We start from the raw sequence: 22,249 nt of genomic DNA, 5'->3' as shown, positions 1-22,249 counted from the left end.
GCGCGCCCAAGGGAGTTTCCCCGCGCCAATACGCGATAGGCGGCGCCTGCGGAAGCCCGCAAAGCATGAGGTTGCGTGCCAAATTGTCCGAACCGGGCTGAGATATATTGGTTGGCTAATCCAGCGGAATGTCCACGCACATTCCGGAGCCATCCGGTCTCGAACCGACAATTCTTCGGTTCGGGTCATGCGCTAGGGCCAGATACCAGCTCCATGGTCGAGCCAGGTAGTGCTCTCGGAATGGCCATCTTCTGCGGCCTCCGCGTCGAGCCTATTGGCCGCCCAGAGGAGGTAGAGAAAGTACCCAAGTTGCAAAACGATCAAGGCAATGACCGTTCCGCCGGTCGCCTTCCAGATTGAACCCGTTGCCCAATAAGTCGAGATGGCCACGATGAACGACATGGTGAGCATGCCCACCAGGAACCGCAGAACATTCATGAACTCTCAAAGCCGTCCGGGAACTTACAACAGCCGAGACGCCTTCCCCCCAAAACACTCGTTACCTCAATACCCGGAAGCAGGATCCCATTATTTTAGGGGCGGCGCAAGTACCATGTCGAGCAGCGGCTGCCATGGTGCAACTTATGGTTTACGGGTTACCTGGCTCCGTCCCGGAAGGTCCGCTGGCGTTCAGATTCGAGGTTCGAACTGAATTAGCGGAACCTCGGATAGTGCCGGCAGTTTAGAAAGACAGCCTCAAACACCGAAAGGAGGATGAGATGAAGACGTTTACCGCTATTTTGCTCGCCACCTCAATGATCGGCCTGACGGCCGGCACGGCAAGCGCCACCTGCCATGATACGACTGCATCGATCGAAGCTCAATCAGGCGTCGCAAAAGACGGAACGCGTGCACCCCTCGAAACTGATGCGAATGCCGGCAGCAGGGTCGAGGGCGGCCCGGCCAACAAGACCGGCAACACCATGCCGCTTGCCAACCAGGAAGGCGGTGGCGATAAAAACCTTGCCACCTCGCAGCAGGAGGTCGAGGCGCAGCAGGAGGGTGAAAAGACAGCAGCGGCCAAGGCCGACCCCTGCAAGCCGGATTGACGCGAATTGAAAAGCCGGTTGCAGACGGCGCGCCGTAGCACAAGGCGAAGCGCGATGGTCACCCGATCCCGCCGGTCACCATGTAGGCGCCGGCGGCGCGTCCGTCTTCAAGACGCACGACGGCGGTGACGATAGAGCCGTACGAGCTACGCCAGACGCTGTGGATTCTCTCGTGCTCTTTGGCCGGTACGACTGCACGCCCGGTGAAGCGCGCGCCGGTCCGCTGCATGGTGACAGGCTCGCCGTTGACATGCACCTTCACACGAGTGTCGGTTCCGGCCTCGCCATCGATGTCGAGCATGATGGTTATCTCATCCTGATCACCGGCATGACGCGTCTCGGCGGCAAGCGCGACGGTCAGCGACGGCGTCTGGCCGGGCATGCTAGCGTTGTGTCGGGCGAAAAAAACATCGTCGGGAAGTTCCGGCGTGCGCGGCGGGCGGCTGCGGCGCTGGCCAAAACGCTCGAAGTCGCCGGCCAGCCGCAGCAGCTTCGTATCCTCATAGGCCTTGCCGGCGAAGCTGAGGCCGACCGGCATGCCGATATCGGCCATCGCGCCCATCGGCACGGTGACGGTCGGAATGCCGAGATGGCGCCACACCAGATTGCCGTTGGCGACCCAGGTGCCGTTGCGCCAGGCCAGCGCAGCGGAGGCCTCGTTGACATCCGCATCGGCCGGCCCGACATCGGCGACGGCGGGAAACACCACTGCGTCGAGCTCTTGCGCGTCGAGCCAATCCTCGAAATCGATGCGCCGCGTCGCCTCCAGGCCTTTCACGCCAGCCTCCAGCTCGGGAATGGCCAGGAATGGCGTGACGCCGCGCTTGGCCCGCTCGACATATTCCGCCAGATCAAAACTGTCGCCATAGCGGTCCGGCAGCGTGCCCGGCGGCCGCGGAAAGATTTTTGCGCCGTCGACCGAGGAAAGATAGGGGATCGCGGGATCGGCATTGGCGCGCAGGAAATCGTCCCAGGCGAAGACGCACAGGTCCCATATCTCGCGTTCGGCGAATTCTTTGGGAACCAGCCGGCGATCGACCATGTTTTTTGTGCCCGGCCGGTCGCGCTCGTAGTTGGAGACGACGGGAAAATCGACCTCGACCACAGTTGCGCCGAGCCGCCGCAGATCGGCGGCCGCCTGCTGCCACAGTTCCAGCACCGACGCGCGGGTCTGGATCGCATTGTCGGCCTCCGTATCGCGGCCGATATACATGCGCGGCACGCCGAGCCGCCTGCCTCGCAGCGCTCCCTCCAGTTCGAGGCCGGTGTAGCGCGACGGCCGTACGTCCGAGCTCTTCGGCAGCGCCACCCAGGGCTGCGCGCGCCAGAAATCGCCGCTTGTGTTCGGGTCGTCAGCGACGATCACGTCGAGCAGTTCGAGTATGTCGGGCACGCTGCGCGTATGCGGCACCACAACGTCCATTGTCGGCACCAGCGGCCAGTTGCCGCGCACCGAAATGACGCCGCGCGACGGCGTGTAGGCGACCAGCGCGTTGTTCGACGCCGGCGCGCGGCCCGACGACCATGTCTCCTCGCCAAGCCCGAAGGCGGCGAAGCTGGCGGCGGTCGCGGTGCCGGAACCATTCGACGAGCCCGACGCGAAGGCGGCGGTCAGGTAATCGGCATTGTAGGGGCTTTCCGCCCGGCCGTAGACGCCGCGCTGCATGCCGCCATTGGCCATCGGCGGCATGTTGGTCAGCCCGATCAGCACCGCGCCGCCGGCCCGCAGCCGCCTTATGGTGAAGGCGTCCTCGTTGGCGACGAGATGCTCGAAGGCCGGCGAGCCGGCGGCCACTGTCAGGCCTGATACCTTGTAGCTGTCCTTGGCGGTGTAGGGGATGCCGTCCAGCGGCCCGAGCGCAGCACCGTTCCTGCGGCGCCAGTCGGACGCGGCCGCCTCCTCGAACATTCTGGGATTGAGCACGGGAACGGCGTTGAGGGTGATGCCATGGCGGTCGTACCTGGCGATGCGCCTGAGATACGCGCCGACCAGCTCGACGCTGGTGACGGTGCCGGCCTCCAGCGCTTGCCGCAGCTGTGCGATCGATGCCTCGACGATGTGGAGATTGGTCGTCATCTTCGGTCCCTGCATCGGGCGACGATGCGGCCTCGCGCCGCTTTTGTACAGGTCGCGATCCTTCACGCCCCCCTCTGCCCTGGCCCTCTTTGCCAAAACTTTGCATCTTCCCCACAAGGGGGAGATCGGCAGCGTCGGCGACGGCGCCAACTTTTCAACGCGGGAGATTGGCGAAAGCCGAAGTGACAGCCGATCTCCCCCCTTGTGGGGGAGATGTCCGGCAGGACAGAGGGGGGCGCTGTCCCGCCGGCGTATCAAGTCGCACCTGCGAGTCCTGACTCGATCACAATATGTTGGCAGACATTGTCGATGTCGCGAATGACGTCGTCATTCCAGAAGCGCAGGATGGCCAGAAGCGCAGGATGGTCCAGCCATCTTGTTCAAGACGCTTTGTCCTTGCCTCATCGCCTGTATTGGCGTCGGCATGCTGCGAACCATCGACTTCGACGACGAGCTTCTTGTCCGGGCAAGCGAAGTCGACAATGTAATCAGCGATCGGAAATTGTCGGCGGAAGCCAAGCCCCATCAGCCGATGCGCACGAAGCTCGTGCCAAAGCTTCAATTCGGCGTCGGTCATGGCTTTGCGCATCGACTTGGCATTTGCGCGATTTCGCGGAGGCAGTGGCGTGTGAGGCATCGGTCGATGCTCGGTCGTTATTGAGGTTGGCGCTCTACGGCGCCCCCCTCTGTCCTGCCGGACATCTCCCCCACTTGGGGGGAGATCGGCCGTCATCTTTGATTTCGCCAATCGCCAACCTTGAAAAAGAGGCGCAGTCGGCGGAACTCCCCCTTGTGGGTCCCTTGTGGGGGAGATTGGCTCTCCGCCCTCACCGCAATTCCACCCAAACCGGGGCGTGGTCGCTGGCGCCGGGCTCGCCGCGGACGTCGCGGTCGATGCCTGCCCCGGCCAGCCGGCGCGCCAGTTTCTTGGACAGCAATATATGGTCGAGCCGCAGGCCGGCGTCACGCGGCCAGCGGTTGCGGCGATAATCCCAGAATGTGTAGAGCGTCTCCTTCGGGTGCTTCTTGCGCAGCGCGTCGGTCCAGCCCTGGTCGAGCAGCGCTGCGAAGGCGGCGCCGCTTTCCGGCTGCACCAGCGCATTGTCGTCATAGGAGCGGGTCGGATAGATGTCGCGCGGCTCGGGCACGACGTTGTAGTCGCCGGCCAGCACCACCGGCAGGCCGGTGTCGAACAATTCCGCCGCATGCGCGTTCAGCCGCTGGTGCCAGGCAAGTTTGTACTGGAATTTCGGGCCGGGCTGCGGATTGCCGTTCGGCGCATAGAGGCAGGCGACGACGATGCCGCTGACCGCCGCCTCGATGTAGCGGGCCTGGTTATCGCTGTCGTCGCCGGGCAGCGCCTCGCGGGTCAGAACGGGTTCTGAACCCCGCGCCAGTATGGCGACGCCGTTCCAGGTCGGCTGCCCCACCCACACCGCGCCATAGCCGGCCGCGGCGAGTGCTGTGCGCGGAAACTGCGTCTGTCTTGCCTTCAGTTCCTGCAGGCAGACGATGTCGGGCTTGGCGACAGTCAGCCAGGCGAGCAGGTTCTGCAGCCGGCCGTTGATGTTGTTGACGTTGAAGGTGGCGATCTTCATCGGCCTGCTTCAGCGCACGATGCGCTCGGTCCACGCCTTCACCGCATCAGCGAGTGTCTTCAGATGATCGGCGGCCGAAAAACCGGAGATGCTCTTGCGCGGCTTCAAATCGTGGTCGCCGTCTTCCAGCCAGAGGATTTCGATGGTGTCGGAAAGATCGTAGGTCGCGACCTCGTCCCTGGTGCCGAATTCGTCGCGTGTGCCCTGGAAGATCAATGTTGGCGTCTTGAGATCGGCGAGGTGTTTTGTCCGAAGCTGCGTCGGTTTCCCTGGCGGATGGAAGGGGTAACCGAGGCAAAGCAGCCCTGAAATCTCGTCCTTCGAAAACATCTCGTCGGCGATCATCGAAGCGACGCGGCCGCCCATCGACTTGCCGCCGATGATGAGCGGCCCCTTCACGCCCTTCGCCCTGAGGTCGGCGATCGCCTTGACGTATTCCGGGTTCACCGTCTCGGCGCGCGGCGGCGGCTTGCGATGGCCGTAGCGGCGGGCCGCCATGTAGTGGAACTCGAAGCGCGCAACGCGGAACCCGGCTTCGGCCAGCGCTTTCGCCGTGGCGATCATCGAGGCAGAGTCCATCGGCGCGCCGGCGCCATGGGCGAGCAGGATGGTGATGGGGGCGGTGTCTGGGCCGTCAAAGAGGAAGGCTGTGGTCATAACGGTGGGTAGGTCGGAGCAGGAAGAGAGCCGACCGTGACGCTGCCAATCTCCCCCACAAGGGGGGAGATTGGCTGTCATCTCGGCTTTCGCGAATCATGGTCACCCCGCCGACATCCGCGCCAGTTGCAAATCGATGAACTGAATACCCTTGGCCGCCATGCGCGCCCATTCGGAGCTGGCGTCGAGCTCGAGATAGCGCGCCCAGTTTCGCCGCGCCTCGGCGAGGTTGCCGGCGTCGAACTCCAACCTTGCCAGGTTGAACACCGCATCGGCATAATTGGCATCGAGCGCGATCGCCTTTTGCAGATGCCGTCGCGCCGAGGCGTCGCGGCCCTCATCGCTCATCAGCCCGGCCAGATTGAACCAGGCCTCGACAAAGCCCGGGTCGCACTTGATGGCGCGGGCATAGTCATGCGCCGCCTCATTCACACGGCCGGCGCCGCGCAGGCAGTTGGCGCGGTTGAAGGCGGCGATGGCGTCGCTCGGGTCGATGGCCAGGCAGCGCTGGTAGAGTACCGCCGCCTGCTCGTGGTCTTCAGCCTCTTCCGCGGCTTCGGCATCAGCGAACAGTTCTTCCAGCGTGTCGTCATCCGGCGATCCCAAATCGAACAGCAACTGGCCGTCGAGTTCGCTCTGTCCGCCTTCGAGGTAGATCGCATTGGCACGACCATGCTGCGAGCCGACATTCAGCGACTTGGCGGTCAGCGAGGCGACCGGACCGGAGCGGTGCACCGAGCGCGCGATCGCCCCCCACGAGGCGCCACCGGCAATCAGCCCGGCATATTTGCGGGCCAGGATCAAATCGCGAAACGAATAGGGTTCGCAATCATGCTCGAAGGCATCGAACAGCGACAACAGGTCGAGGTCGGATGCGGCCAATCGCGATTGATCGAGAAGCGACAGCCGCGACAGCGCCGAGGCCTCCGGCGCCTTGATCAGCCCGAGCAGGCGCAAAAAACCGTTTTCGCTGATCAGCTTGCGCCCGGCCGCACGCTCGGCGGCGACGCGGCGCTCGATCTCGGCATCCCCGGCCTTGGCCAGAAGTGTGCGGCCGAACACGACATGGCTGGTGCGCCTGTTAACGCCGCGCCGCAACTGGCCCTGCCGGCGCTCGACTTCACGCGCCGCCAGCCTCAGCGGGAACGCCGCCAGCGCGCCGATCGCTCCGAAGACGCTGCCGGAAATTATACCGGAGGGCGCCGTCACCCTTTGCTCTTGCCGACGGCCTTGAGCAGATTGGCCTTGAGCGGATTTTCCTTGGCCGCGCCGGCGCCGCCCTTGGCGGATTTCGTTGCCGGTTTCGCCGCTTCATCGGCCTTGCTCTTGCTCTTGGCCGGCGGCTTGGCCGATTGCGACAGGCTGGCCTTCAGCGCATCCATCAGGTTGATGACATTGCCGCGCTCGGGGGCGGCGGCAATGATCGGCTTGTGGCCCTTGAGCTTCTCGCGGATCATCGCCATCAGCGCGATCTCATAGCGGTCCTCATAGTTCTTCGGATCGAAGGTGGTTTCCTTCTGCTTGATCAGCGCTTCGGCGAGCTGCAGCATTTCGGGGTCGGGCTTGCCGGCCGGGATGTTGCCGAAATATTCAGCCGTGCCGCGCACTTCGTTCGGGTTCCTCAAGGTGCAGACGAACATGCCGTTCTCGCGCGCGCCGATCGTCACCACGCGCTCGCGGCTGGACAGCACCAGGCGGGCGATCGCCAGCTTGCCGGATTTGCGCATGGCTTCGCGCAGCACCGCGAAAGTCTCCTCGGCCATCGCGCCATCCGGCGCCAGAAAATAGGGCGCGTCCTGATAGATGACGTCGACCGAATGCTCGTCGACGAAGGCTTCGATGTTCATCGTGTGGTTGGATTCGATGCGCACCGCCTCGAGGTCGGCATCTTCGATGATGATGTACTGCTTGTCCTCGTATTCGTAACCCTTGACCAGGTCCGAGCGCTCGACCAGCCCGAGCTCGGGATCGACCGGCTTCATGTTGATGCGGTTGTGGGTGTCCTTGTGTAGCTGGTTGAAGCTGATCCGCTCACTGGCACTCGTCGCCGGATACAGCCGGACCGGACAGCTGACGAGACTGAGCTTGAGGTAACCTTTCCAACTTGCCCTGGGCGCCATGAAACTCTCCTACGCGGCCGTGCACCGTCGAACTGTTCGCAGCGCTTCGTCCAAAGGACGAACGGCGCTGCGCAAAACCTACATCGCCCTCACAATACCGGCAAATCCCTAGCGAAATCTTCCATGTCGGCCCAGGGATCGCCGGAGGTGGCCAGAAGGCCCGGCAGCGAAGAATAATTCAAATCTTCCGGAGCGTCGATGGATTCCAGATCGGACCAGCTCACCGGCGTCGAGGCCGGCAGGTTGGTGCGGGCGCGCAGCGAGTAGGGTGCCGCCGAAGTGTGGCCGCGCGCGTTGCGATGGTAGTCGATGAAGATACGCCGCTTGCGTTTGTCCTTGCCCATCGTGGTGGTGAAGGTGTCGGGCGCGGTGGCAGCCAACGCCGAGGAGATGGCGCTGGTCGCCTGGTGCAGCTTCTTCCAGTTCTGTTTTTGCGTCACCGGCACTGATATGTGGATGCCCTTGCCGCCCGAGGTTTTGGCAAACGGCACCAGCCCGATCGCCTCCAGTTCAGCGCGGATATGCACCGCCGCCTCGACCACCTCGCGCCAGCTAACCCCCTCGCCCGGATCGAGGTCGAAGACGATCAGGTCGGGTTTGTCGAGGCGCGTGCGGTGGGTGCCCCAGGTGTGGAACTCGACGACGCCGAACTGCGCCAGCGCCAGATAGCCCTTGGCGTCCTCGACCGACAGGTAGAATTTGGTCTCGCCCTCGGAATTGGTCGCCTCGAAAGTCGCCACCGATTTCGGCATGCCGGTGAAGGCATGGCGCTGGAAGAAGCAGTCCTGCGGCTTGCCGGTCGGGCAGCGCACCAGTGATACCGGGCGGCCCAAAATGTGCGGCAGCATGAAGTCGCCGACCAGCGCGTAATAGACGGCGATATCGAGCTTGGTCGGTCCGGTTCTGCCGAACAGCCGCCGCGTCGGGTTGGTCACCCAGATCGTGGCGAGGTCGGCCTCGGCGATCAGCCGCTTGCGCCTGGCCGATACAGGCGTCGACAGGCCGACGTCGCGCAGCCCGCGGAACACGGCATGGCGCAGCGCATTATCGGTGGTCCGGTTGGCATAGTGGATATGCGCCGAAAGCAGCGGCCGCACCCAGTTCATCTCGCGCATGATTTCGCGTGGAACCCCTTCGGGTGCAGTGGCGCCGGCGCGCAGCGGCTCCAGCCGGGCCAGCAACGCGGTGGCGGTGGCGGCGTCGAAGCCGGTGCCGACCTTGCCGCGATAGTGCAGCTCGCCATCCTCGAATTCGCCGAGCCCGAGTGCGGCCAGCCCCTCGGCTGCGGCGGAGGTGGTGTAGCCGGCGATGACGAAATCGCCGGTCTTCAGCGCCTTGGTCTTGGTCCAGGTCTTGGTGCGGCCGCTCTGGTAGATCGCGGTGGCGCGCTTGGAGACGATGCCTTCCAGCCCCATCTCGGAGGCCTGGTCGTAGAGCGCCTGGCCATCGCCTTCGACGTGGTCTGAGAACTGGATGGCGGAGTTGGCGCCCAGGCCGGACAGCAATTGCGACAGCAGCGCCTTGCGCCGGCCGAGCGGCGCTTTTCTCAGGTCCCAGCCGTCGAGATACAACAGGTCGAAGGCATAGAAGTGGAGCTTGTTGCCGGCGCCCTCGGCCAGCGCCTCCTGCAAAAGGGCAAAGCGGCTGATGCCCTCGGCGTCGAGCACGACGACCTCGCCGTCGACGGTTGCATCGCGGCAGGGCAGCCTGGCAAAGGCGAGCGGCAGGTCGCCATAGCGCCTGGTCCAATCGAGGCCGGCGCGGGTGATCAATTTGACCGCGCCGTCGGCCAGATGCGCCATGGTGCGGTAGCCGTCGAATTTTATCTCGTGCAGCCAGATTTCCAGCGTTTTTTCCGCAGGGCCTTCGCCGCCCGGCGGCTTCGGAACCTGCGTGGCGAGCTGCGGCTCGATCCGGGAAGGCAGCGGCGCCTTGACCGCACCCGGCAGCGCACCGGGTTTCAATGCCACCGGTTTAGCAGGCCTTGCGGCAGGCTTCGGGGTTGCCACCAGCTCCTCGATGCGGCGGCCGGATTTGACGCTTTCCGGCCGGGCTTCCAGTATGTCGAGCCTGGCGTCGGCGGCGAGGTCGCGCTCCTTGAACAGCAGCCAGTTCTTTTTGCCCTCATCCTCGCCGGGCTTCGGTTTCAGCCTGGTCAGCATCCAGCCGCCATTCAGTTTCTCGCCGGCGAGACGAAATTTGAAGGAGCCGGTGCGCAGGCTCTTTTCGACATCGTCCATCGGCGCCCAGACGCCGGTGTCCCAGACGATCATCGGCCCGCCGCCATATTCGCCCTCGGGAATGACGCCTTCGAAGTCGATATATTCGAGCGGATGGTCCTCGGTCTCGACCGCCAGCCGCTTGTCGGCCGGATTGAGCGACGGGCCGCGAGGCACCGCCCAGCTCTTCAGCACATCGCCGACCTGCAGGCGAAGATCGTAATGGTCGGCAGTAGCGTGATGCTTGTGCACGACGAAGCGATTGCCTTCTGCGGCAACCAGTCCGCCGGCGGGCTCCGGCGTCTTGCTGAATTCGCGCTTGGCGCGATAGGCCTTGAGTTTGGAGGGAGCTGGCATGTCAAAGACCGAAGCGCGCGGCAGTCAGCAACCAGCGTCTCATTCCTTCGCGGCCCCCTCTGTCCTGCCCTCTTTGCCAAAACTTGGCATCTCCCCCACACGGGGGGAGATCGGATGTCGCGACCTCTTTCGCCAATCTCCGACGTTGCAAAGAGGGCGCCCGCAGTGACGCTGCCAATCTCCCCCCTCGTGGGGGAGATGTCCGGCAGGACGGAGGGGGGCGCTGTCCCGCCAGCATCAAAATTCCATCGCAGCGGCGTTCACAGATCACGGCAAAGTCTCCGCGACGTCGCTTCGCTCCTGCTCCGCCCTTGGATGACGAAGGGATGGATGTCACGGGCTCAATCGTCGGTGGCCGGCGTCAGTTCGAGCTCGGCCGGCGACAGACCCTGCTGGAGCTGGCTCAGCCGGAATTCGTCGACCCAATAGGCCTCGCCGTCGACGAGGACACGCGCCTTGTAGGCGCCGGCGGAAAAGCTCTGCGCGGTGATGTAGACCTTGTGGCGGTCGAGCGCCTTGCGCACCGCGGCACGCTTGGAATTCTGGCTGGTGACGGAACTGGCCATGGACTCGCTCATACACGCCGCCGCAGGAAAAGGCGGCTGGTATAAGGATGGCCGAGACCGGGTGTTCTGTCAATTTCCAGGCACTGGGCAACACTGGGCAAGGCGCTTAGGAGAAAAGCTCACACGATCGTGCGATCAGCCTCGACCGAGCGACTGTGGAAACCGAGCGAGCGCTCTATATGGTCCTGACGCAATAGTCCTGACGCCCACGAACCCTGACGCTTATCCGGAGATCTCATCCATGACCTTGAGCACACGCAAGCTGGGCAGCCAAGGGCTGCGGGTATCGGTGATCGGCCTCGGCTGCATGGGCATGAGCCAGTCCTACGGCCCGGCCGACGAGGCGGAATCGATTGCCACACTGCATCGCGCGATCGAGCTCGGCTGCACCTTCTTCGATACGGCGGAAGTCTATGGCCCGCACACCAATGAGGCACTGCTCGGCCGCGCGCTGAAGGGCCGGCGCGACGAGGTGACGATCGCCACCAAATTCGGCTTCCGTATCGAAAACGGCAAGCAGATCGGCACTGACCGCAACAGCCGGCCGGAGCATATCCGTGAGGCGGTGGACGGCTCGCTCAGCCGGCTCGCCACCGACCATATCGACCTGCTCTACCAGCACCGCGTCGACCCGGCGGTGCCGATCGAGGATATGGCGGGTGCTGTCAGCAAACTAATCACTGAAGGCAAGGTGCGCTTCTTCGGCCTGTCGGAGGCGGGTGCGGCCAACATCGGCCGCGCGCATGTCGTGCATCCGGTGTCGGCGGTGCAGAGCGAATATTCGCTGTGGGAACGCAATCTGGAACCGGAGATCATCCCGTTGCTCAGCGAACTCGGCATCGGCCTGGTGCCGTTCGCGCCGCTTGGCCGCGGCTTTCTCACCGGCGACGTCAAGCGCGCCGAAGACTATCCGGAAGGCGACTTCCGGCGCGGCGACCCGCGCTACCAAGGCGCAAACTACGACGCCAATGTGCAGGCCGCCGGTATTGTCCGCGACATCGCGGCGGCCAAGGACGTCAAGCCCGGCCAGATCGCGCTGGCCTGGCTGCTGCACAAGGGCAGCGACTTGCGGCTGGACATCGTGCCGATCCCCGGCACCAAGCGCAGAAAGTACCTCGAGGAGAATGTCGCCGCCGCCGCGATCAAGCTCGACGCCGCCGCAATGCAGGCGCTCGACGATGCGCTGGCGCCGGGCAAGGTCGCCGGTGAGCGCTACAACGAACGCGTCATGGTGACGATCGACCGGTAGGTTGCATCTACGGCAGCTTCGCCAGCTCGGCAGCGTGGCGGATGGCAAGCAAAGCGTCCCGGTTGGTCACCGGATAGCCTGCGATGAAGCGTTCCACCGAAAAGCCTGGAAATTCGGCTCTCAAGCGGGCCGCGGCGCGCGCCGCCTCGCCGGTCTCGCCTATGGCCGCATGCGAAAGCGCCAGGAACATCAGCACGTCCGGCGACTCCGGCGAACTCCTGCGGAGCGCCGCGACAGCTTCCCGATGCCTGCCGGCGGCAAACAGGATGCGGCCTTGCATGCCGAAATACCAGGGCGGAGCCAATGGATTGAGGCGCATGGCACGCTCGATGAGCGGGATCGCCTCGGCTGGATTGCCGGCGACAAGCGCTTTGCTGCCGGCCAGCAGCGGCAGTATGCCGGCGTGGTTGGAGCCGTATTCGAGAGCCCGCTGGTGCGCGCGCTCCGCTCCTTCGAGATCGCCAAGGCATGCCCTGACATTGCCAAGGCAAGCGTGGGCGCAGCCGTCCGTCGGGTCGAGCCGCAAGGCGTTTTCGGCCGTGATCCGCCAGTTCTCGATCGACGTCAGCAGGTCATCGCCAAAGCCGTTGCAGGCCTCGATCGAATAGGCGTAGGCGAGTTCGGCCCAGCAGTTGGCGAAAGCAGGATCAAGCTCCAGCGCGCGCAAAAACAGGCGGATCGCCTCGGCATTGCCGGCGCGGCTGAACGTGGTGTGCTGTTCGAGGGCAAGCAGATAAAAATCATAGGCCCGCAAGCTGGCCGGCGGCTTGCGGCGAGCCGCATTGCGGCCGACCGTGGCCAGCGTTCCGTAACTGCCGGCGAACACGTTGATGATGCTTTCGGTCAGGCTGTCCTGCAGCGCGAAAATGTCCTCGGCCGGGCGATCGTAGCGCTCCCTCCACAGGTCGACGCCGCTACGGGCATCGGCAAGCTCTATCGTCAAGCGAATCCTCTGGTCGTCCGCACGCAACTGGCCCGATACGAAATAGGTGGCGCCGAGCGCCTTGCCGTCCGCCGCGAAATCGGCCGGCTTGCTGCCCAGCGATTTCATCGTGTGGAAGGCGATGACAGGCAAGCCCGCGTATCGCGCCAGGTTGATGGTGATGTCTGACGACAGGCCGTCGGCAAAGCGGTGCCAGCGCTCTTCGGAATTCAGGCATTCGATCGGAAATATGGCGAGCACCGGCGGAGCGTCCGACGGAGGTGACTGCCCGCCCGGCCGAACGCCGGAAGCGCCGGCAAAATACGCCGCGAGCCCGATCTTGGTGCGCACGCCAAGTTTTTCGTAGATGGCCGCAAGGTGGGTGCGAACAGTGGTTGGGGCAATGAAAAGTGCATTGCCGATTTCGCGATAGGTCATGCCGGCTGCGAATTTTTCCGCGACCGCGCGCTCGCGACCCGACAAGGCATCGAGCGTCTGCGCCTTCGAACCGTCATTGACCGTCATGGTGGAACCCGTCCCAGGACAGAATACTACAAATGCAGGAGGCCGAATACTGCATCTGCCCGATCCCGTCGCAGGCGCACAAATTGCAAAATCGTTTGCCGCAAAAAGCGGCAATCAGGGGGAGGTTTCCATGCGTCCTGTTTCGATAATGCTGGCATGCACGATCTTGAGTTTTTCCGCCGCCCAGTCGCCGTCGTTCGCAAGAGGATGCAGGCAGGTGCTGGAATCGGATGTGAAAATCACGAGCATGCGCCTCTATGCCGACATCCTGGCCAATGCCGCCCGCAACGGCTGGGACTACACGCCTGAATCGATCGTCAGCGGCTCAAAGCGGCATTTCGAGGAGATGAAGCTCCAGTTGAATGACGCCGGCTATGAGATCATGCCCGTCGGCGTCCACCTGTATTGCAAGCGGTGGGACAAGCTCGCCGCCCGCTAGCAACCAGCGATCCGCCCCTTGCGGCGCAAGCTTTGCCGAGACATCGATATGTCGAAGGTGCAGGCCAACTGTCTGCTTCTGCTTGCCGCTGCCTTTTGGGGCTTCGGCAACGTTGCGCAGAAGACTGTGCTGGATCATCTCGATCCGCTCAGCGCCGTGGGCATGCGCTGTCTGATCGCGGGGCTCATGGTCGCGCCGCTGACGGTGCTCGAATGGGGAACGAAATCCGGGCCAGGCTACTGGATGAGCCTCACCAAAGTCAGCGTTCTGTTCTCGATTTCCATTATCATCCAGCAGGTCTCCTACCTAGACACTTCGGTTACCAATGCCAGTTTCCTGGTGAGCACCGCTACGGTGATGACACCGCTCGCGGCCTGGTTGCTGATAGGGGAGCGCCCGACTGCTGTCGGCGGGCTTGCGGCTGCCATGACATTGGCCGGTGTCCTGCTGCTGTCCGGAGGCTTGACCGCCAGCTTCAGCCAGGGCGATCTCGCTGCGATACTTTCGGCCGCGTGCTACGCGCTGTGGATGGTGGAGCTTGGCCGTCACATGCAGACCCATGGCGCGCCGGTCGCGGCGGCTGCCGGGCAATTTCTCGGCGCCGCCGTGCTCACCCTGCCGCTCGGCGCCCTTCTGGGTAATCTGTCGCTGGCAGCCATCAGCGATGCCGGCCCGGAACTCGCCGTGCTCGGCATCTTTTCGACCGGGGCCGCCTTTGGCATCCAGACGATCGCTCAACGCTTCACGTCGGCCAGCCATGCCGCGGTGGTCGTCAGCGCAGAGAGCGTGTTCGGAGCGATTGGTGCTGCCATATTTCTAGGCGAGCGGCTGTCGCCGACCGGAGCAATCGGTGCTGCGGTCATATTTGCATCAATCACCTTGCTGTCGCTGACAACCGACAAAATCAGCAAGCCGGCGGTGGCAGACTGAGAGATCTTCCCCGGGCAGTCCGGCGAACCCCGCCAAGCCGCCAAGAAACAAGCAGGGGACCCGACCGAAACCGAATCCCGCCCGTTCTTGCGCAAATCTCCGGCCTTGGCTAGCATCCACCCGCCGGCGCCGAGCGGAGGAGAACGTCGCGGTGGACCGACTGGAGCGCCGTTGCGTCCCCTTGGGCGCTCAAGGACACTCCATTTCTGGATCGACGCAGGAATTTTCGGAAAACCGGAACCGGTTTTCGGGTTCATGCGCTCATGTGGGAGGAGACTAAATTGATCAACAGACGTGAATTCCTGCTTTCGTCCGTGGCGATGGGCACGATGGCGCTGGCCGCTCCGCAACTGGCTTTCGCCCAGGACAAGCTGACCATCCTTGGTTCGGTGCCGAGCCTCGGCTTTCCGTTCTTCGTGCACATGCTGAACCAGATCAAGGCGGAAGCTCAGGCGCAGGGCGTCAATCTTGTCGAAAGCGACGGCCAGAACTCGGCGCCCAAGCAGACCGCCGATATAGAGGCAGCGCTCGTGCAGAAGGTCAACGCCATCGTCATCTCGCCACTCGACGTCAACGCGCTGGCCCCGGCCATCGAGCAGGCGATCCAGGCCGGCGTCCCCGTCGTCACCATCGACCGCCGCGTTGACGGGGTCGAAGGCATCCTCGCCCATGTCGGCGCCGACAACGTCAAGGGCGGCGAGGCCGAAGCGCAGGCCATGGTGGCGGCCTTCCCGGACGGCGCCAAGATCTTCCATCTGCAGGGCCAGCCAGGTGCCGGGCCCGCGATCGACCGCAACAAGGGCGTGCACAACGTCCTCGACCCTATGAAGGACAAGTACCAGATCATCTTCGAGCAGACCGCCAATTTCGCCCGCGCCGAGGCGCTCTCGGTCACCGAGGCCGGCCTTGCCGCCAACGGCAAGCCCGACGCGATCATCTGCGCCAATGACGACATGGCGCTGGGCGCGGTCGAAGCCTGCGCGGCGCGCAACTTCACCGACGTCAAGATCTACGGCTTCGATGCGCTTCCCGAAGCGCTGGTCGCCGTGCGTGACGGCAAGCTGGCCGGCACCGTCGAACAGTTCCCCGGCGAGCAGTCGCGCACCGCGGTGCAGATCGCCGTCGCCTACGCCAAGGACAAGACCGAGCCGAAGGAAAAGCTCGTGCTGCTGACGCCGATCGTCATCGGCAAGGACAATCTCGACAAGGCGGAAAGGCTGGGCGAGACGAAGTAGGCCAATTGGTAAGGCCGAGGGCGCATAGCGGCAAAAGTAGCGTTCTGTCGCGCCCCCCTCTGCCCTGCCGGGCATCTCCCCCACTTGGGGGGAGATTGGCAGCTTCGCCGATGGCGCCTCTTCTGCAGCGTAGGAGATTGGTGGACATCCAATCTCCCCCCTTGTGGGCCCTTGTGGGGGAGATGTCCGGCAGGACAGAGGGGGGCTGTCCCGCGGCCAATCGCAATCAGGGAGAAACCTTTGCCCACAGCCGAAGCCATCGCGCCATCTCCCCCCCTCCTCGCCGTCGAAGGCGTGACCAAGCGCTTTGCCGGCGTGACTGCGCTGAGCGATGTCTCGCTCGAGGTTCGGCCCGGCGAAATCCTCGGCCTGCTCGGCGAGAACGGCGCCGGCAAGTCGACGCTGCTCAAGATCCTGTCCGGCGTGATGCCGCCGTCCAGCGGCCGCATCGTCTTCGACGGCGTCGAATTCAATCCGCACAATCCGCAGGATGCCAAGCGCCTCGGCATCGTCACCATCTACCAGGAACTGAGCCTGATCCCGACGCTGACCGTGGCGGAAAATATCTTTATCGGCCGCGCGCCGCTCGGGCGCTTCGGCCTGGTCAGCTGGCGGAAGATGGAGGTAGACTCGCGCGCGATCATCGCCCGCGTCGGCCTGGACCTCGACCCGGCGACGCCGGTGTCGGCGCTGTCGGTGGCCGAGCAGCAGCTGGTCGAGATCGCCCGCGCGCTGTCGCTGAAGAGCCGGCTCATCATCATGGACGAGCCGACCTCGGCGCTGACCGAAACCGAAGTGCAAAAACTGATGTCGATCATGGGCCGGCTGCGCAAGGACGGCGTCGCCATCATGTTCGTCACCCATAGGCTGGAAGAGGCCTCCGCGATCTGCGACCGCATGACGGTGCTGCGCGACGGCAGGCTGGCCGGCCATCTCGACCGTGATGGCGGGCCAATCAAGCTGCCGAAAATCATTGAAAAAATGGTCGGCCGCGCCGCGTCCGAGCTTTATGCCAGGCCGACGCTGCGCGATGTCGCCGGCGACGTCAGGCTTTCCGTGCGCGGCCTGCGCACGGTGCGCGATCCGCAGGCGCCGCACGCCATCGTGCTCGAAGGCATCGACCTCGACCTCAAGGCGGGCGAGATCCTCGGCGTTGCCGGCCTCGTCGGCTCCGGCCGCACCGAACTTGCCCGCGCCATCTTCGGCGCCGACCGCATCGCCGCCGGCACCATCACCCTCGACGGCAAGACGATCGCACCTGAAACACCCGCCGACGCCATCGCGCTCGGCATCGGCCTGGTTCCGGAAGACCGCAAGCATCAGGCGATCTTCGCCGCGCTCGGCATCCTGACCAACTTTTCCGTTGCAGCGCTGGGCCGCTACTCCAACGCTCTCGGCTTCATGGCCGAGCGCCGTGAGCGCCAGGCGCTGGCGAGCTACAGAAAAGCGCTGTCGATCCGCATGGCCTCGCCCGAGCAGCCGATCGAGGGGCTGTCCGGCGGCAACCAGCAGAAGGTCATCCTCGCCCGCTGGCTGGCGCGCGACCCCAAGGTGCTGATCGTCGACGAACCGACGCGCGGCGTCGATGTCGGCGCCAAGGCCGAGGTGCACCAGATCCTGGTGCAGCTCGCCGCGCGCGGCATCGCCATCATGATGATCTCGTCGGAATTGCCCGAAGTGCTTGCGGTGTCGGACAGGATCGTCACCATGCGGCGCGGCCGCATCACCGGCGAGATGCCCGGCATCGAGGCGACAGAGGAAAAACTGATGGAACTGATGGCGCTCGATCAAACGCAGGAAGCGACGCAATGACCAGCACGACCGAACAGAGCGAGCGCAGCGGCATCAATGTCGCGCGCCTGCTGATGAGCTTCGGCCCGCTGATGTTCCTGGCGCTGCTGATCGTCGTCTTCACCGTGCTGAAGCCGAGCTTCATCGATCCCATCAACATCTTCAACATCATGCGGCAGATCTCGATCACCGGGCTGATCGCGCTCGGCATGACCTTCGTCATCCTCACCGCCGGCATCGACCTGTCGGTCGGTTCGCTGCTGGCTTTCTGCGGCATGGTCGCGGCGGTGGTGGCCAAGGGCGGCACCGCCAACACGCTGTCGCTGTCGACGTCCGGCGCGCAAGGCTTTGGCTGGTTCGCAGCCCTTCTGGCCGCTGTCGTCGTCGGCGCCCTGGCCGGCGGCGTCCAGGGCTTTGCCATCACCCGGCTGAAGGTGCCGCCCTTCGTCGTCACGCTCGGCGGCCTCACCGTGTTTCGCGGCCTGACGCTGACGATCTCCAACGGCGGCCCGATCTCCGGCTTCGACGCCTCGATGCGCTGGTTCGGCACCGGGCTGATCGGCCCGGTGCCGGTGCCGGCGATCATCTTCGCGGCGGCGGCGATCCTCTGCCACATCGTCCTGCGCTACACGCGCTACGGCCGCGCCGTCTACGCCGTCGGCGGCAATGCCGAGGCGGCGCGGCTCTCCGGCCTGCGCGTCGACCGCATCCTGATCTCGGTCTACGTCATCGTCGGCTTCTTCGCCGGCCTTGCCGCCTTCGTGCTGTCGGCCAGGCTCAATTCCTCGGAAGCCGTCGCCGGCATCGGCTACGAGCTGACGGTGATCTCGGCGGTGGTCATCGGCGGCACCTCGCTGTTCGGCGGCATTGGCTCGGTCGGCGGCACTGTGGTGGGTGCAGCACTGATCGGCGTGCTGCAGAACGGGCTGCAGTTCAACAACGTCTCGTCCTACACGCAAAGCATCGTCATCGGCCTGATTCTGATCCTCGCCGTGGCCTTCGACCGCTGGCTGAAATCGCGGGTAAGGCGGTGAAGCTGCCAATCTCCCCCCTTGTGGGGGAGATGCCCGGCAGGGCAGAGGGGGGCGCCGTAGAGCGCCGGCGTTTGACCCATCTATGACCAGGCACGAACGCACGAACCACTTAAGTGTTTGATTGCAACGGGCTGACAAGCAGGAGTGTGTGATTGCAATAGGCTGAGGGGCTGGCGGGACAGTGCCCCCCTCTGTCCTGCCGGACATCTCCCCCACAAGGGGGGAGATCGGCCGTCACCACTGCTTTCGCTCATCAGTAGTCCATACCGCCACCGCCGGGCATTGCCGGCGCGGCAGCTTCCTTCTTCGGCTTCTCGGCCACCATCGCCTCGGTGGTGACGAGCAGGCCGGCCACCGACGCGGCGTCCTGGAGAGCGGCGCGCACCACCTTGGCCGGGTCGATCACGCCTTGCGCGTAGAGATCGCCGAACTCGTTGGTCTGGGCGTTCCAGCCATAGCCGAATTCGGTCTTCTCGCGCAGCTTGCCGACGATGATCGAACCTTCCGCACCGGCATTCTCGGCGATCTGGCGCACCGGCTGTTCGACGGCGCGACGCACGATCTCGACGCCGGTCTTCTGGTCGGGATTGTCGACGGCGACATTGTCGAGCGCCTTCGCCGCCCTGAGCAGCGCCACGCCGCCGCCGGGCAGTATGCCTTCCTCGACCGCAGCGCGGGTGGCGTGCATGGCGTCGTCGACGCGGTCCTTGCGCTCCTTGACCTCGACCTCGGTCGAGCCGCCGACGCGGATGACAGCGACGCCGCCGGCGAGCTTGGCCAGCCGTTCCTGCAGCTTCTCGCGGTCATAGTCGGAGGTGGTCTCCTCGATCTGCGCCTTGATCTGGCTGATGCGCGCCTGGATCTCATCCTTGCGGCCGGCGCCGTCGACGATGGTGGTGTTCTCCTTCTCGATCAGCACCTTCTTGGCGCGGCCGAGCATCTCCAGCGTGACGTTTTCGAGCTTGATGCCGAGATCCTCGCTGATTGCCGTGCCGCCGGTCAGGATGGCGATGTCTTCCAGCATCGCCTTGCGGCGGTCACCAAAACCCGGCGCCTTGACGGCGGCAACCTTCAGGCCACCGCGCAGCTTGTTGACGACCAGCGTCGCCAGCGCCTCGCCTTCGACATCCTCGGCGATGATCAGCAGCGGCTTGCTCGATTGCACTGCGGCTTCGAGCACCGGCAGCATGGCCTGCAGGTTGGACAGCTTCTTCTCGTGGATCAGCACATAGGGCTCTTCGAGCTCGACGCGCATCTTGTCCTGGTTGGTGATGAAATAGGGGCTGAGATAGCCGCGATCGAACTGCATGCCCTCGACCACTTCGAGCTCAGTCTCGGCGGTCTTGGCCTCCTCGACCGTGATGACGCCCTCATTGCCGACCTTTTCCATCGCTTCGGCGAGGAAGCGGCCAATCTCGGCATCGCCATTGGCCGAGATGGCGCCGACCTGGGCGATCTCGTCGTTCCGGGTCACCTTGCGGGCATTGGCCTTGAGTTCAGCGACGATGGCGTCGACCGCCTTGTCGATGCCGCGCTTCAGGTCCATCGGGTTCATGCCGGCGGCAACCGCTTTGGCGCCTTCCTGGACGATCGACTGCGCCAGAACGGTCGCGGTCGTGGTGCCGTCGCCGGCGACGTCGCTGGTCTTCGACGCGACCTCGCGCACCATCTGCGCGCCCATGTTCTCGAACTTGTCCTCAAGTTCGATTTCCTTGGCGACGGTAACGCCGTCTTTGGTGATGCGCGGGGCGCCGAACGACTTGTCGAGGATGACATTGCGGCCCTTGGGACCGAGCGTCACCTTCACCGCGTCGGCGAGGATGTTGACACCGCGCAACATCTTCTCGCGGGCTTCGGTATGGAATTTCACATCCTTGGCAGCCATTGGATAACTCCTTCAAATAGGCAGCTTTTCGTTGACTGATTGCTTGTTCAGGCCCCGCTCAGGCGGCCTTCTGCATCTTCAATTCGATCACGCCCAGCACGTCACTTTCCTTCATGATGAGCAGGTCCTCGCCGTTGAGCTTGATCTCGGTGCCCGACCATTTGCCGAACAGGATGCGGTCGCCGACCTTGACGTCGAGCGGCTGCAACTGTCCGCTATCGTCGCGCGCCCCGGGGCCGGCGGCGATGACCTCGCCTTCCTGCGGCTTCTCCTTGGCTGTGTCAGGAATGATGATGCCGCCCGCGGTCTTCTCGTCGACCTCGATGCGGCGGACCAGGATACGGTCATGCAATGGACGGAACGCCATGTCGTTCTCCTCATAGGACAAACAGATTTTCTTGGACCTCCCTTCGCAGCCGATCGGTACAAGGGTCGATGCGACGGTGCGCGACCCCTGCTCAGGCATCGCGCGCTTATCGAGTTAGTCTGCCGGTTCAGGCTTTCAAGGGGATGCCGAAAAAATTTTAGCACTCGCCGTGGTCGAGTGCCAAAACCCGATGATATCAGCACTATTCCAAGGGTTTGAAGCGACGGATGCAGCTTGAAATCGCGGCGCAAGCTTCCGACATCGTCATCGATCCGGCACCGCCTGGCGGCGGCCGGAACCGATGAGGAAGCGGAGGCGTTTTTGGATGCGGAGAATGGCGATGGAGCGCGGGCCGATTTCAGCTGGATTGGCGTTCAGGTGGATTGGCGTCCCGTGACCAGCAGTCGGCCGTGTGCGCTGCCTTGACGAAAGCCGTGCGCGCCTCGCGGGCGGTGCGCCAGCCGTCGAGCGCGTCGCGGCAGGCGCGATAGGCTGCGCGCCAGTTCCGGCCGCGCGCCCGGTCCGGCCATTGCTGCATGCATTCGATGGCTTCCCAGCTGCTGGCGACCTTGCGCTCTCCGATGGATTGCAGCTTGAGCGTCATCGGCTCGGAGAATGGGACGTCGTTCATCACTTCCTCCTTTTTTCTTTTTGAACTTCCTCCTTTTTTCTTTTTGAGAATAACCAGGAAGGCGGCCCGATCGGCGCCCGACTGACGAGATGGTTCGTCTGGCTACGCGCTTCAAGACCTCCCGTGCCCCAACCCGGCGCCCCCTGCCCCGACGTAACGGCCAGCTATATGTCGTCGTCCGGCGGTTCGAGAAGCCCGATCAGCGTCGCTACCCTTGCCGACGGCAGCGGGCGGCCCTCGTTGACCAGCGCCTCATCGGCGCCGACCCAGGCAAAGGCCTCGCGCAACTCTTCGATCGTCGCGCCGGTCGAGGCGATGTCAGCGATGACGGCGTCGTCCACCGGGCCCAGCACCGAAATGATGTCGTCGCGTGTCATGGTCATGATATCCTCCATGCGGCGTGCCGGCGCGACCCTCAAACGACGGTTGAATCCGGCATTGCCAATACAATCTGGCAACAAAAAATTCTGGCAGCGGGACAGAATCTGGGTCTTGATTTCGGCCTGACAATAACCAAATGAAAATTGCCGGTTGCCGAATGGGACCGGCAGAACCCAGGGAGCGCCAAGCTCTTTGGCGTCTTGGCGTCCCTCGTACT

The 22,249-nt window shown here is 64.2% G+C and carries 20 protein-coding genes and 1 pseudogene; 7 read left to right on the top strand and 14 right to left on the bottom strand.

Features of this window, described 5'->3' with window-relative positions:
- Positions 1-192: 192 nt before the first annotated feature.
- Positions 193-438 (bottom strand): exopolysaccharide production repressor protein, encoded by a 246-nt coding sequence (locus BQ8794_RS30000; RefSeq protein ID WP_077382697.1) that lies wholly within the window; start codon positions 436-438, stop codon positions 193-195.
- A gap of 281 nt (positions 439-719) precedes the next feature.
- On the opposite strand from BQ8794_RS30000, the gene BQ8794_RS29995 reads away from it, so the two are divergent.
- On the top strand, positions 720-1,049 hold the full coding sequence (locus BQ8794_RS29995; RefSeq protein WP_077382694.1) for a hypothetical protein: 330 nt from the start codon (positions 720-722) through the stop codon (positions 1,047-1,049).
- A 58-nt stretch (positions 1,050-1,107) separates the two neighbouring features.
- On the opposite strand, the gene BQ8794_RS29990 is transcribed toward BQ8794_RS29995, so the two are convergent.
- From BQ8794_RS29990 to BQ8794_RS29955, 8 genes and pseudogenes are all read right to left on the bottom strand, one after another.
- Positions 1,108-3,126, bottom strand: coding sequence for an amidase (locus BQ8794_RS29990; RefSeq protein ID WP_077383476.1), 2,019 nt, complete (start codon positions 3,124-3,126; stop codon positions 1,108-1,110).
- Positions 3,127-3,380: 254 nt separating this feature from the next.
- A pseudogene (locus BQ8794_RS29985) lies at positions 3,381-3,763 on the bottom strand (endonuclease domain-containing protein).
- A 190-nt stretch (positions 3,764-3,953) separates the two neighbouring features.
- Entirely contained in the window at positions 3,954-4,724 is a 771-nt protein-coding gene (locus BQ8794_RS29980; protein ID WP_077382691.1) for an exodeoxyribonuclease III, read from the bottom strand.
- Between the two features lie 9 nt (positions 4,725-4,733).
- On the bottom strand, positions 4,734-5,381 hold the full coding sequence (locus BQ8794_RS29975; RefSeq protein ID WP_077382688.1) for an alpha/beta hydrolase family protein: 648 nt from the start codon (positions 5,379-5,381) through the stop codon (positions 4,734-4,736).
- Between the two features lie 102 nt (positions 5,382-5,483).
- Positions 5,484-6,590, bottom strand: a complete 1,107-nt coding sequence (locus BQ8794_RS29970) for a tetratricopeptide repeat protein (RefSeq protein WP_077382685.1) — start codon at positions 6,588-6,590, stop codon at positions 5,484-5,486.
- A complete protein-coding gene (gene ku, locus BQ8794_RS29965; protein WP_077382682.1) occupies positions 6,587-7,501 on the bottom strand; it encodes a non-homologous end joining protein Ku in 915 nt (304 codons plus the stop codon). The genes BQ8794_RS29970 and ku overlap by 4 nt, the downstream gene beginning before the upstream one ends.
- An 89-nt stretch (positions 7,502-7,590) precedes the next feature.
- Positions 7,591-10,077 (bottom strand): DNA ligase D, encoded by a 2,487-nt coding sequence (gene ligD / locus BQ8794_RS29960; protein WP_077382680.1) that lies wholly within the window; start codon positions 10,075-10,077, stop codon positions 7,591-7,593.
- 341 nt (positions 10,078-10,418) lie between these two features.
- Complete coding sequence (locus tag BQ8794_RS29955) at positions 10,419-10,643, bottom strand: hypothetical protein (RefSeq protein WP_029351283.1); 225 nt, start codon at positions 10,641-10,643, stop codon at positions 10,419-10,421.
- Positions 10,644-10,884: 241 nt separating this feature from the next.
- On the opposite strand from BQ8794_RS29955, the gene BQ8794_RS29950 reads away from it, so the two are divergent.
- Complete coding sequence (locus BQ8794_RS29950) at positions 10,885-11,892, top strand: aldo/keto reductase (RefSeq protein ID WP_077382677.1); 1,008 nt, start codon at positions 10,885-10,887, stop codon at positions 11,890-11,892.
- A gap of 7 nt (positions 11,893-11,899) precedes the next feature.
- Here BQ8794_RS29950 and BQ8794_RS29945 read toward each other — a convergent pair whose 3' ends face one another.
- On the bottom strand, positions 11,900-13,339 hold the full coding sequence (locus tag BQ8794_RS29945; protein WP_077382675.1) for a LuxR C-terminal-related transcriptional regulator: 1,440 nt from the start codon (positions 13,337-13,339) through the stop codon (positions 11,900-11,902).
- On the opposite strand from BQ8794_RS29945, the gene BQ8794_RS35245 reads away from it, so the two are divergent.
- The 5 genes from BQ8794_RS35245 to BQ8794_RS29920 all read left to right on the top strand — a co-directional run bounded on the left by BQ8794_RS35245 (position 13,329) and on the right by BQ8794_RS29920 (position 18,768).
- Entirely contained in the window at positions 13,329-13,778 is a 450-nt protein-coding gene (locus BQ8794_RS35245; protein ID WP_143744763.1) for a hypothetical protein, read from the top strand. The two genes, BQ8794_RS29945 and BQ8794_RS35245, sit on opposite strands and share 11 nt — an antisense overlap.
- Before the next feature lie 48 nt (positions 13,779-13,826).
- Positions 13,827-14,708, top strand: a complete 882-nt coding sequence (locus BQ8794_RS29935) for a DMT family transporter (protein ID WP_077382669.1) — start codon at positions 13,827-13,829, stop codon at positions 14,706-14,708.
- 284 nt (positions 14,709-14,992) lie between these two features.
- On the top strand, positions 14,993-15,943 hold the full coding sequence (locus BQ8794_RS29930) for a substrate-binding domain-containing protein (protein ID WP_077383475.1): 951 nt from the start codon (positions 14,993-14,995) through the stop codon (positions 15,941-15,943).
- Between the two features lie 240 nt (positions 15,944-16,183).
- Complete coding sequence (locus BQ8794_RS29925; RefSeq protein ID WP_077382666.1) at positions 16,184-17,755, top strand: sugar ABC transporter ATP-binding protein; 1,572 nt, start codon at positions 16,184-16,186, stop codon at positions 17,753-17,755.
- On the top strand, positions 17,752-18,768 hold the full coding sequence (locus tag BQ8794_RS29920; protein ID WP_077382663.1) for an ABC transporter permease: 1,017 nt from the start codon (positions 17,752-17,754) through the stop codon (positions 18,766-18,768). The genes BQ8794_RS29925 and BQ8794_RS29920 overlap by 4 nt, the downstream gene beginning before the upstream one ends.
- A gap of 253 nt (positions 18,769-19,021) precedes the next feature.
- On the opposite strand, the gene groL is transcribed toward BQ8794_RS29920, so the two are convergent.
- The 4 genes from groL to BQ8794_RS29900 form a co-directional block, all read right to left on the bottom strand.
- Complete coding sequence (gene groL, locus BQ8794_RS29915) at positions 19,022-20,653, bottom strand: chaperonin GroEL (RefSeq protein ID WP_077382661.1); 1,632 nt, start codon at positions 20,651-20,653, stop codon at positions 19,022-19,024.
- Positions 20,654-20,711: 58 nt separating this feature from the next.
- On the bottom strand, positions 20,712-21,020 hold the full coding sequence (locus tag BQ8794_RS29910) for a co-chaperone GroES (protein WP_077383473.1): 309 nt from the start codon (positions 21,018-21,020) through the stop codon (positions 20,712-20,714).
- A 358-nt stretch (positions 21,021-21,378) separates the two neighbouring features.
- The gene (locus tag BQ8794_RS29905) at positions 21,379-21,651 is read right to left on the bottom strand and encodes a DUF982 domain-containing protein (protein ID WP_077382659.1); all 273 of its coding nucleotides are present in this window, start codon (positions 21,649-21,651) and stop codon (positions 21,379-21,381) included.
- 164 nt (positions 21,652-21,815) lie between these two features.
- Complete coding sequence (locus tag BQ8794_RS29900) at positions 21,816-22,034, bottom strand: hypothetical protein (protein WP_023799042.1); 219 nt, start codon at positions 22,032-22,034, stop codon at positions 21,816-21,818.
- Positions 22,035-22,249: the final 215 nt, after the last annotated feature.

It is taken from the genome of Mesorhizobium prunaredense (assembly GCF_900156895.1).
GTDB lineage: Bacteria > Pseudomonadota > Alphaproteobacteria > Rhizobiales > Rhizobiaceae > Mesorhizobium > Mesorhizobium prunaredense.
Note: the sequence above shows the minus strand (reverse complement) of the source record. Positions and strands in the feature narration are given on the sequence as shown.

What these genes read in the sequence shown, in the direction of transcription:
- BQ8794_RS30000 (WP_077382697.1), bottom strand. Translation starts at nt 438, where the DNA reads ATGAATGTTCTGCGGTTCCTGGTGGGCATGCTCACCATGTCGTTCATC.
- BQ8794_RS29995 (WP_077382694.1), top strand. Translation starts at nt 720, where the DNA reads ATGAAGACGTTTACCGCTATTTTGCTCGCCACCTCAATGATCGGCCTG.
- BQ8794_RS29990 (WP_077383476.1), bottom strand. Translation starts at nt 3,126, where the DNA reads ATGACGACCAATCTCCACATCGTCGAGGCATCGATCGCACAGCTGCGG.
- BQ8794_RS29980 (WP_077382691.1), bottom strand. Translation starts at nt 4,724, where the DNA reads ATGAAGATCGCCACCTTCAACGTCAACAACATCAACGGCCGGCTGCAG.
- BQ8794_RS29975 (WP_077382688.1), bottom strand. Translation starts at nt 5,381, where the DNA reads ATGACCACAGCCTTCCTCTTTGACGGCCCAGACACCGCCCCCATCACC.
- ku (WP_077382682.1), bottom strand. Translation starts at nt 7,501, where the DNA reads ATGGCGCCCAGGGCAAGTTGGAAAGGTTACCTCAAGCTCAGTCTCGTC.
- ligD (WP_077382680.1), bottom strand. Translation starts at nt 10,077, where the DNA reads ATGCCAGCTCCCTCCAAACTCAAGGCCTATCGCGCCAAGCGCGAATTC.
- BQ8794_RS29955 (WP_029351283.1), bottom strand. Translation starts at nt 10,643, where the DNA reads ATGGCCAGTTCCGTCACCAGCCAGAATTCCAAGCGTGCCGCGGTGCGC.
- BQ8794_RS29950 (WP_077382677.1), top strand. Translation starts at nt 10,885, where the DNA reads ATGACCTTGAGCACACGCAAGCTGGGCAGCCAAGGGCTGCGGGTATCG.
- BQ8794_RS29945 (WP_077382675.1), bottom strand. Translation starts at nt 13,339, where the DNA reads ATGACGGTCAATGACGGTTCGAAGGCGCAGACGCTCGATGCCTTGTCG.
- BQ8794_RS29935 (WP_077382669.1), top strand. Translation starts at nt 13,827, where the DNA reads ATGTCGAAGGTGCAGGCCAACTGTCTGCTTCTGCTTGCCGCTGCCTTT.
- BQ8794_RS29920 (WP_077382663.1), top strand. Translation starts at nt 17,752, where the DNA reads ATGACCAGCACGACCGAACAGAGCGAGCGCAGCGGCATCAATGTCGCG.
- groL (WP_077382661.1), bottom strand. Translation starts at nt 20,653, where the DNA reads ATGGCTGCCAAGGATGTGAAATTCCATACCGAAGCCCGCGAGAAGATG.
- BQ8794_RS29910 (WP_077383473.1), bottom strand. Translation starts at nt 21,020, where the DNA reads ATGGCGTTCCGTCCATTGCATGACCGTATCCTGGTCCGCCGCATCGAG.
- BQ8794_RS29905 (WP_077382659.1), bottom strand. Translation starts at nt 21,651, where the DNA reads ATGAACGACGTCCCATTCTCCGAGCCGATGACGCTCAAGCTGCAATCC.
- BQ8794_RS29900 (WP_023799042.1), bottom strand. Translation starts at nt 22,034, where the DNA reads ATGACCATGACACGCGACGACATCATTTCGGTGCTGGGCCCGGTGGAC.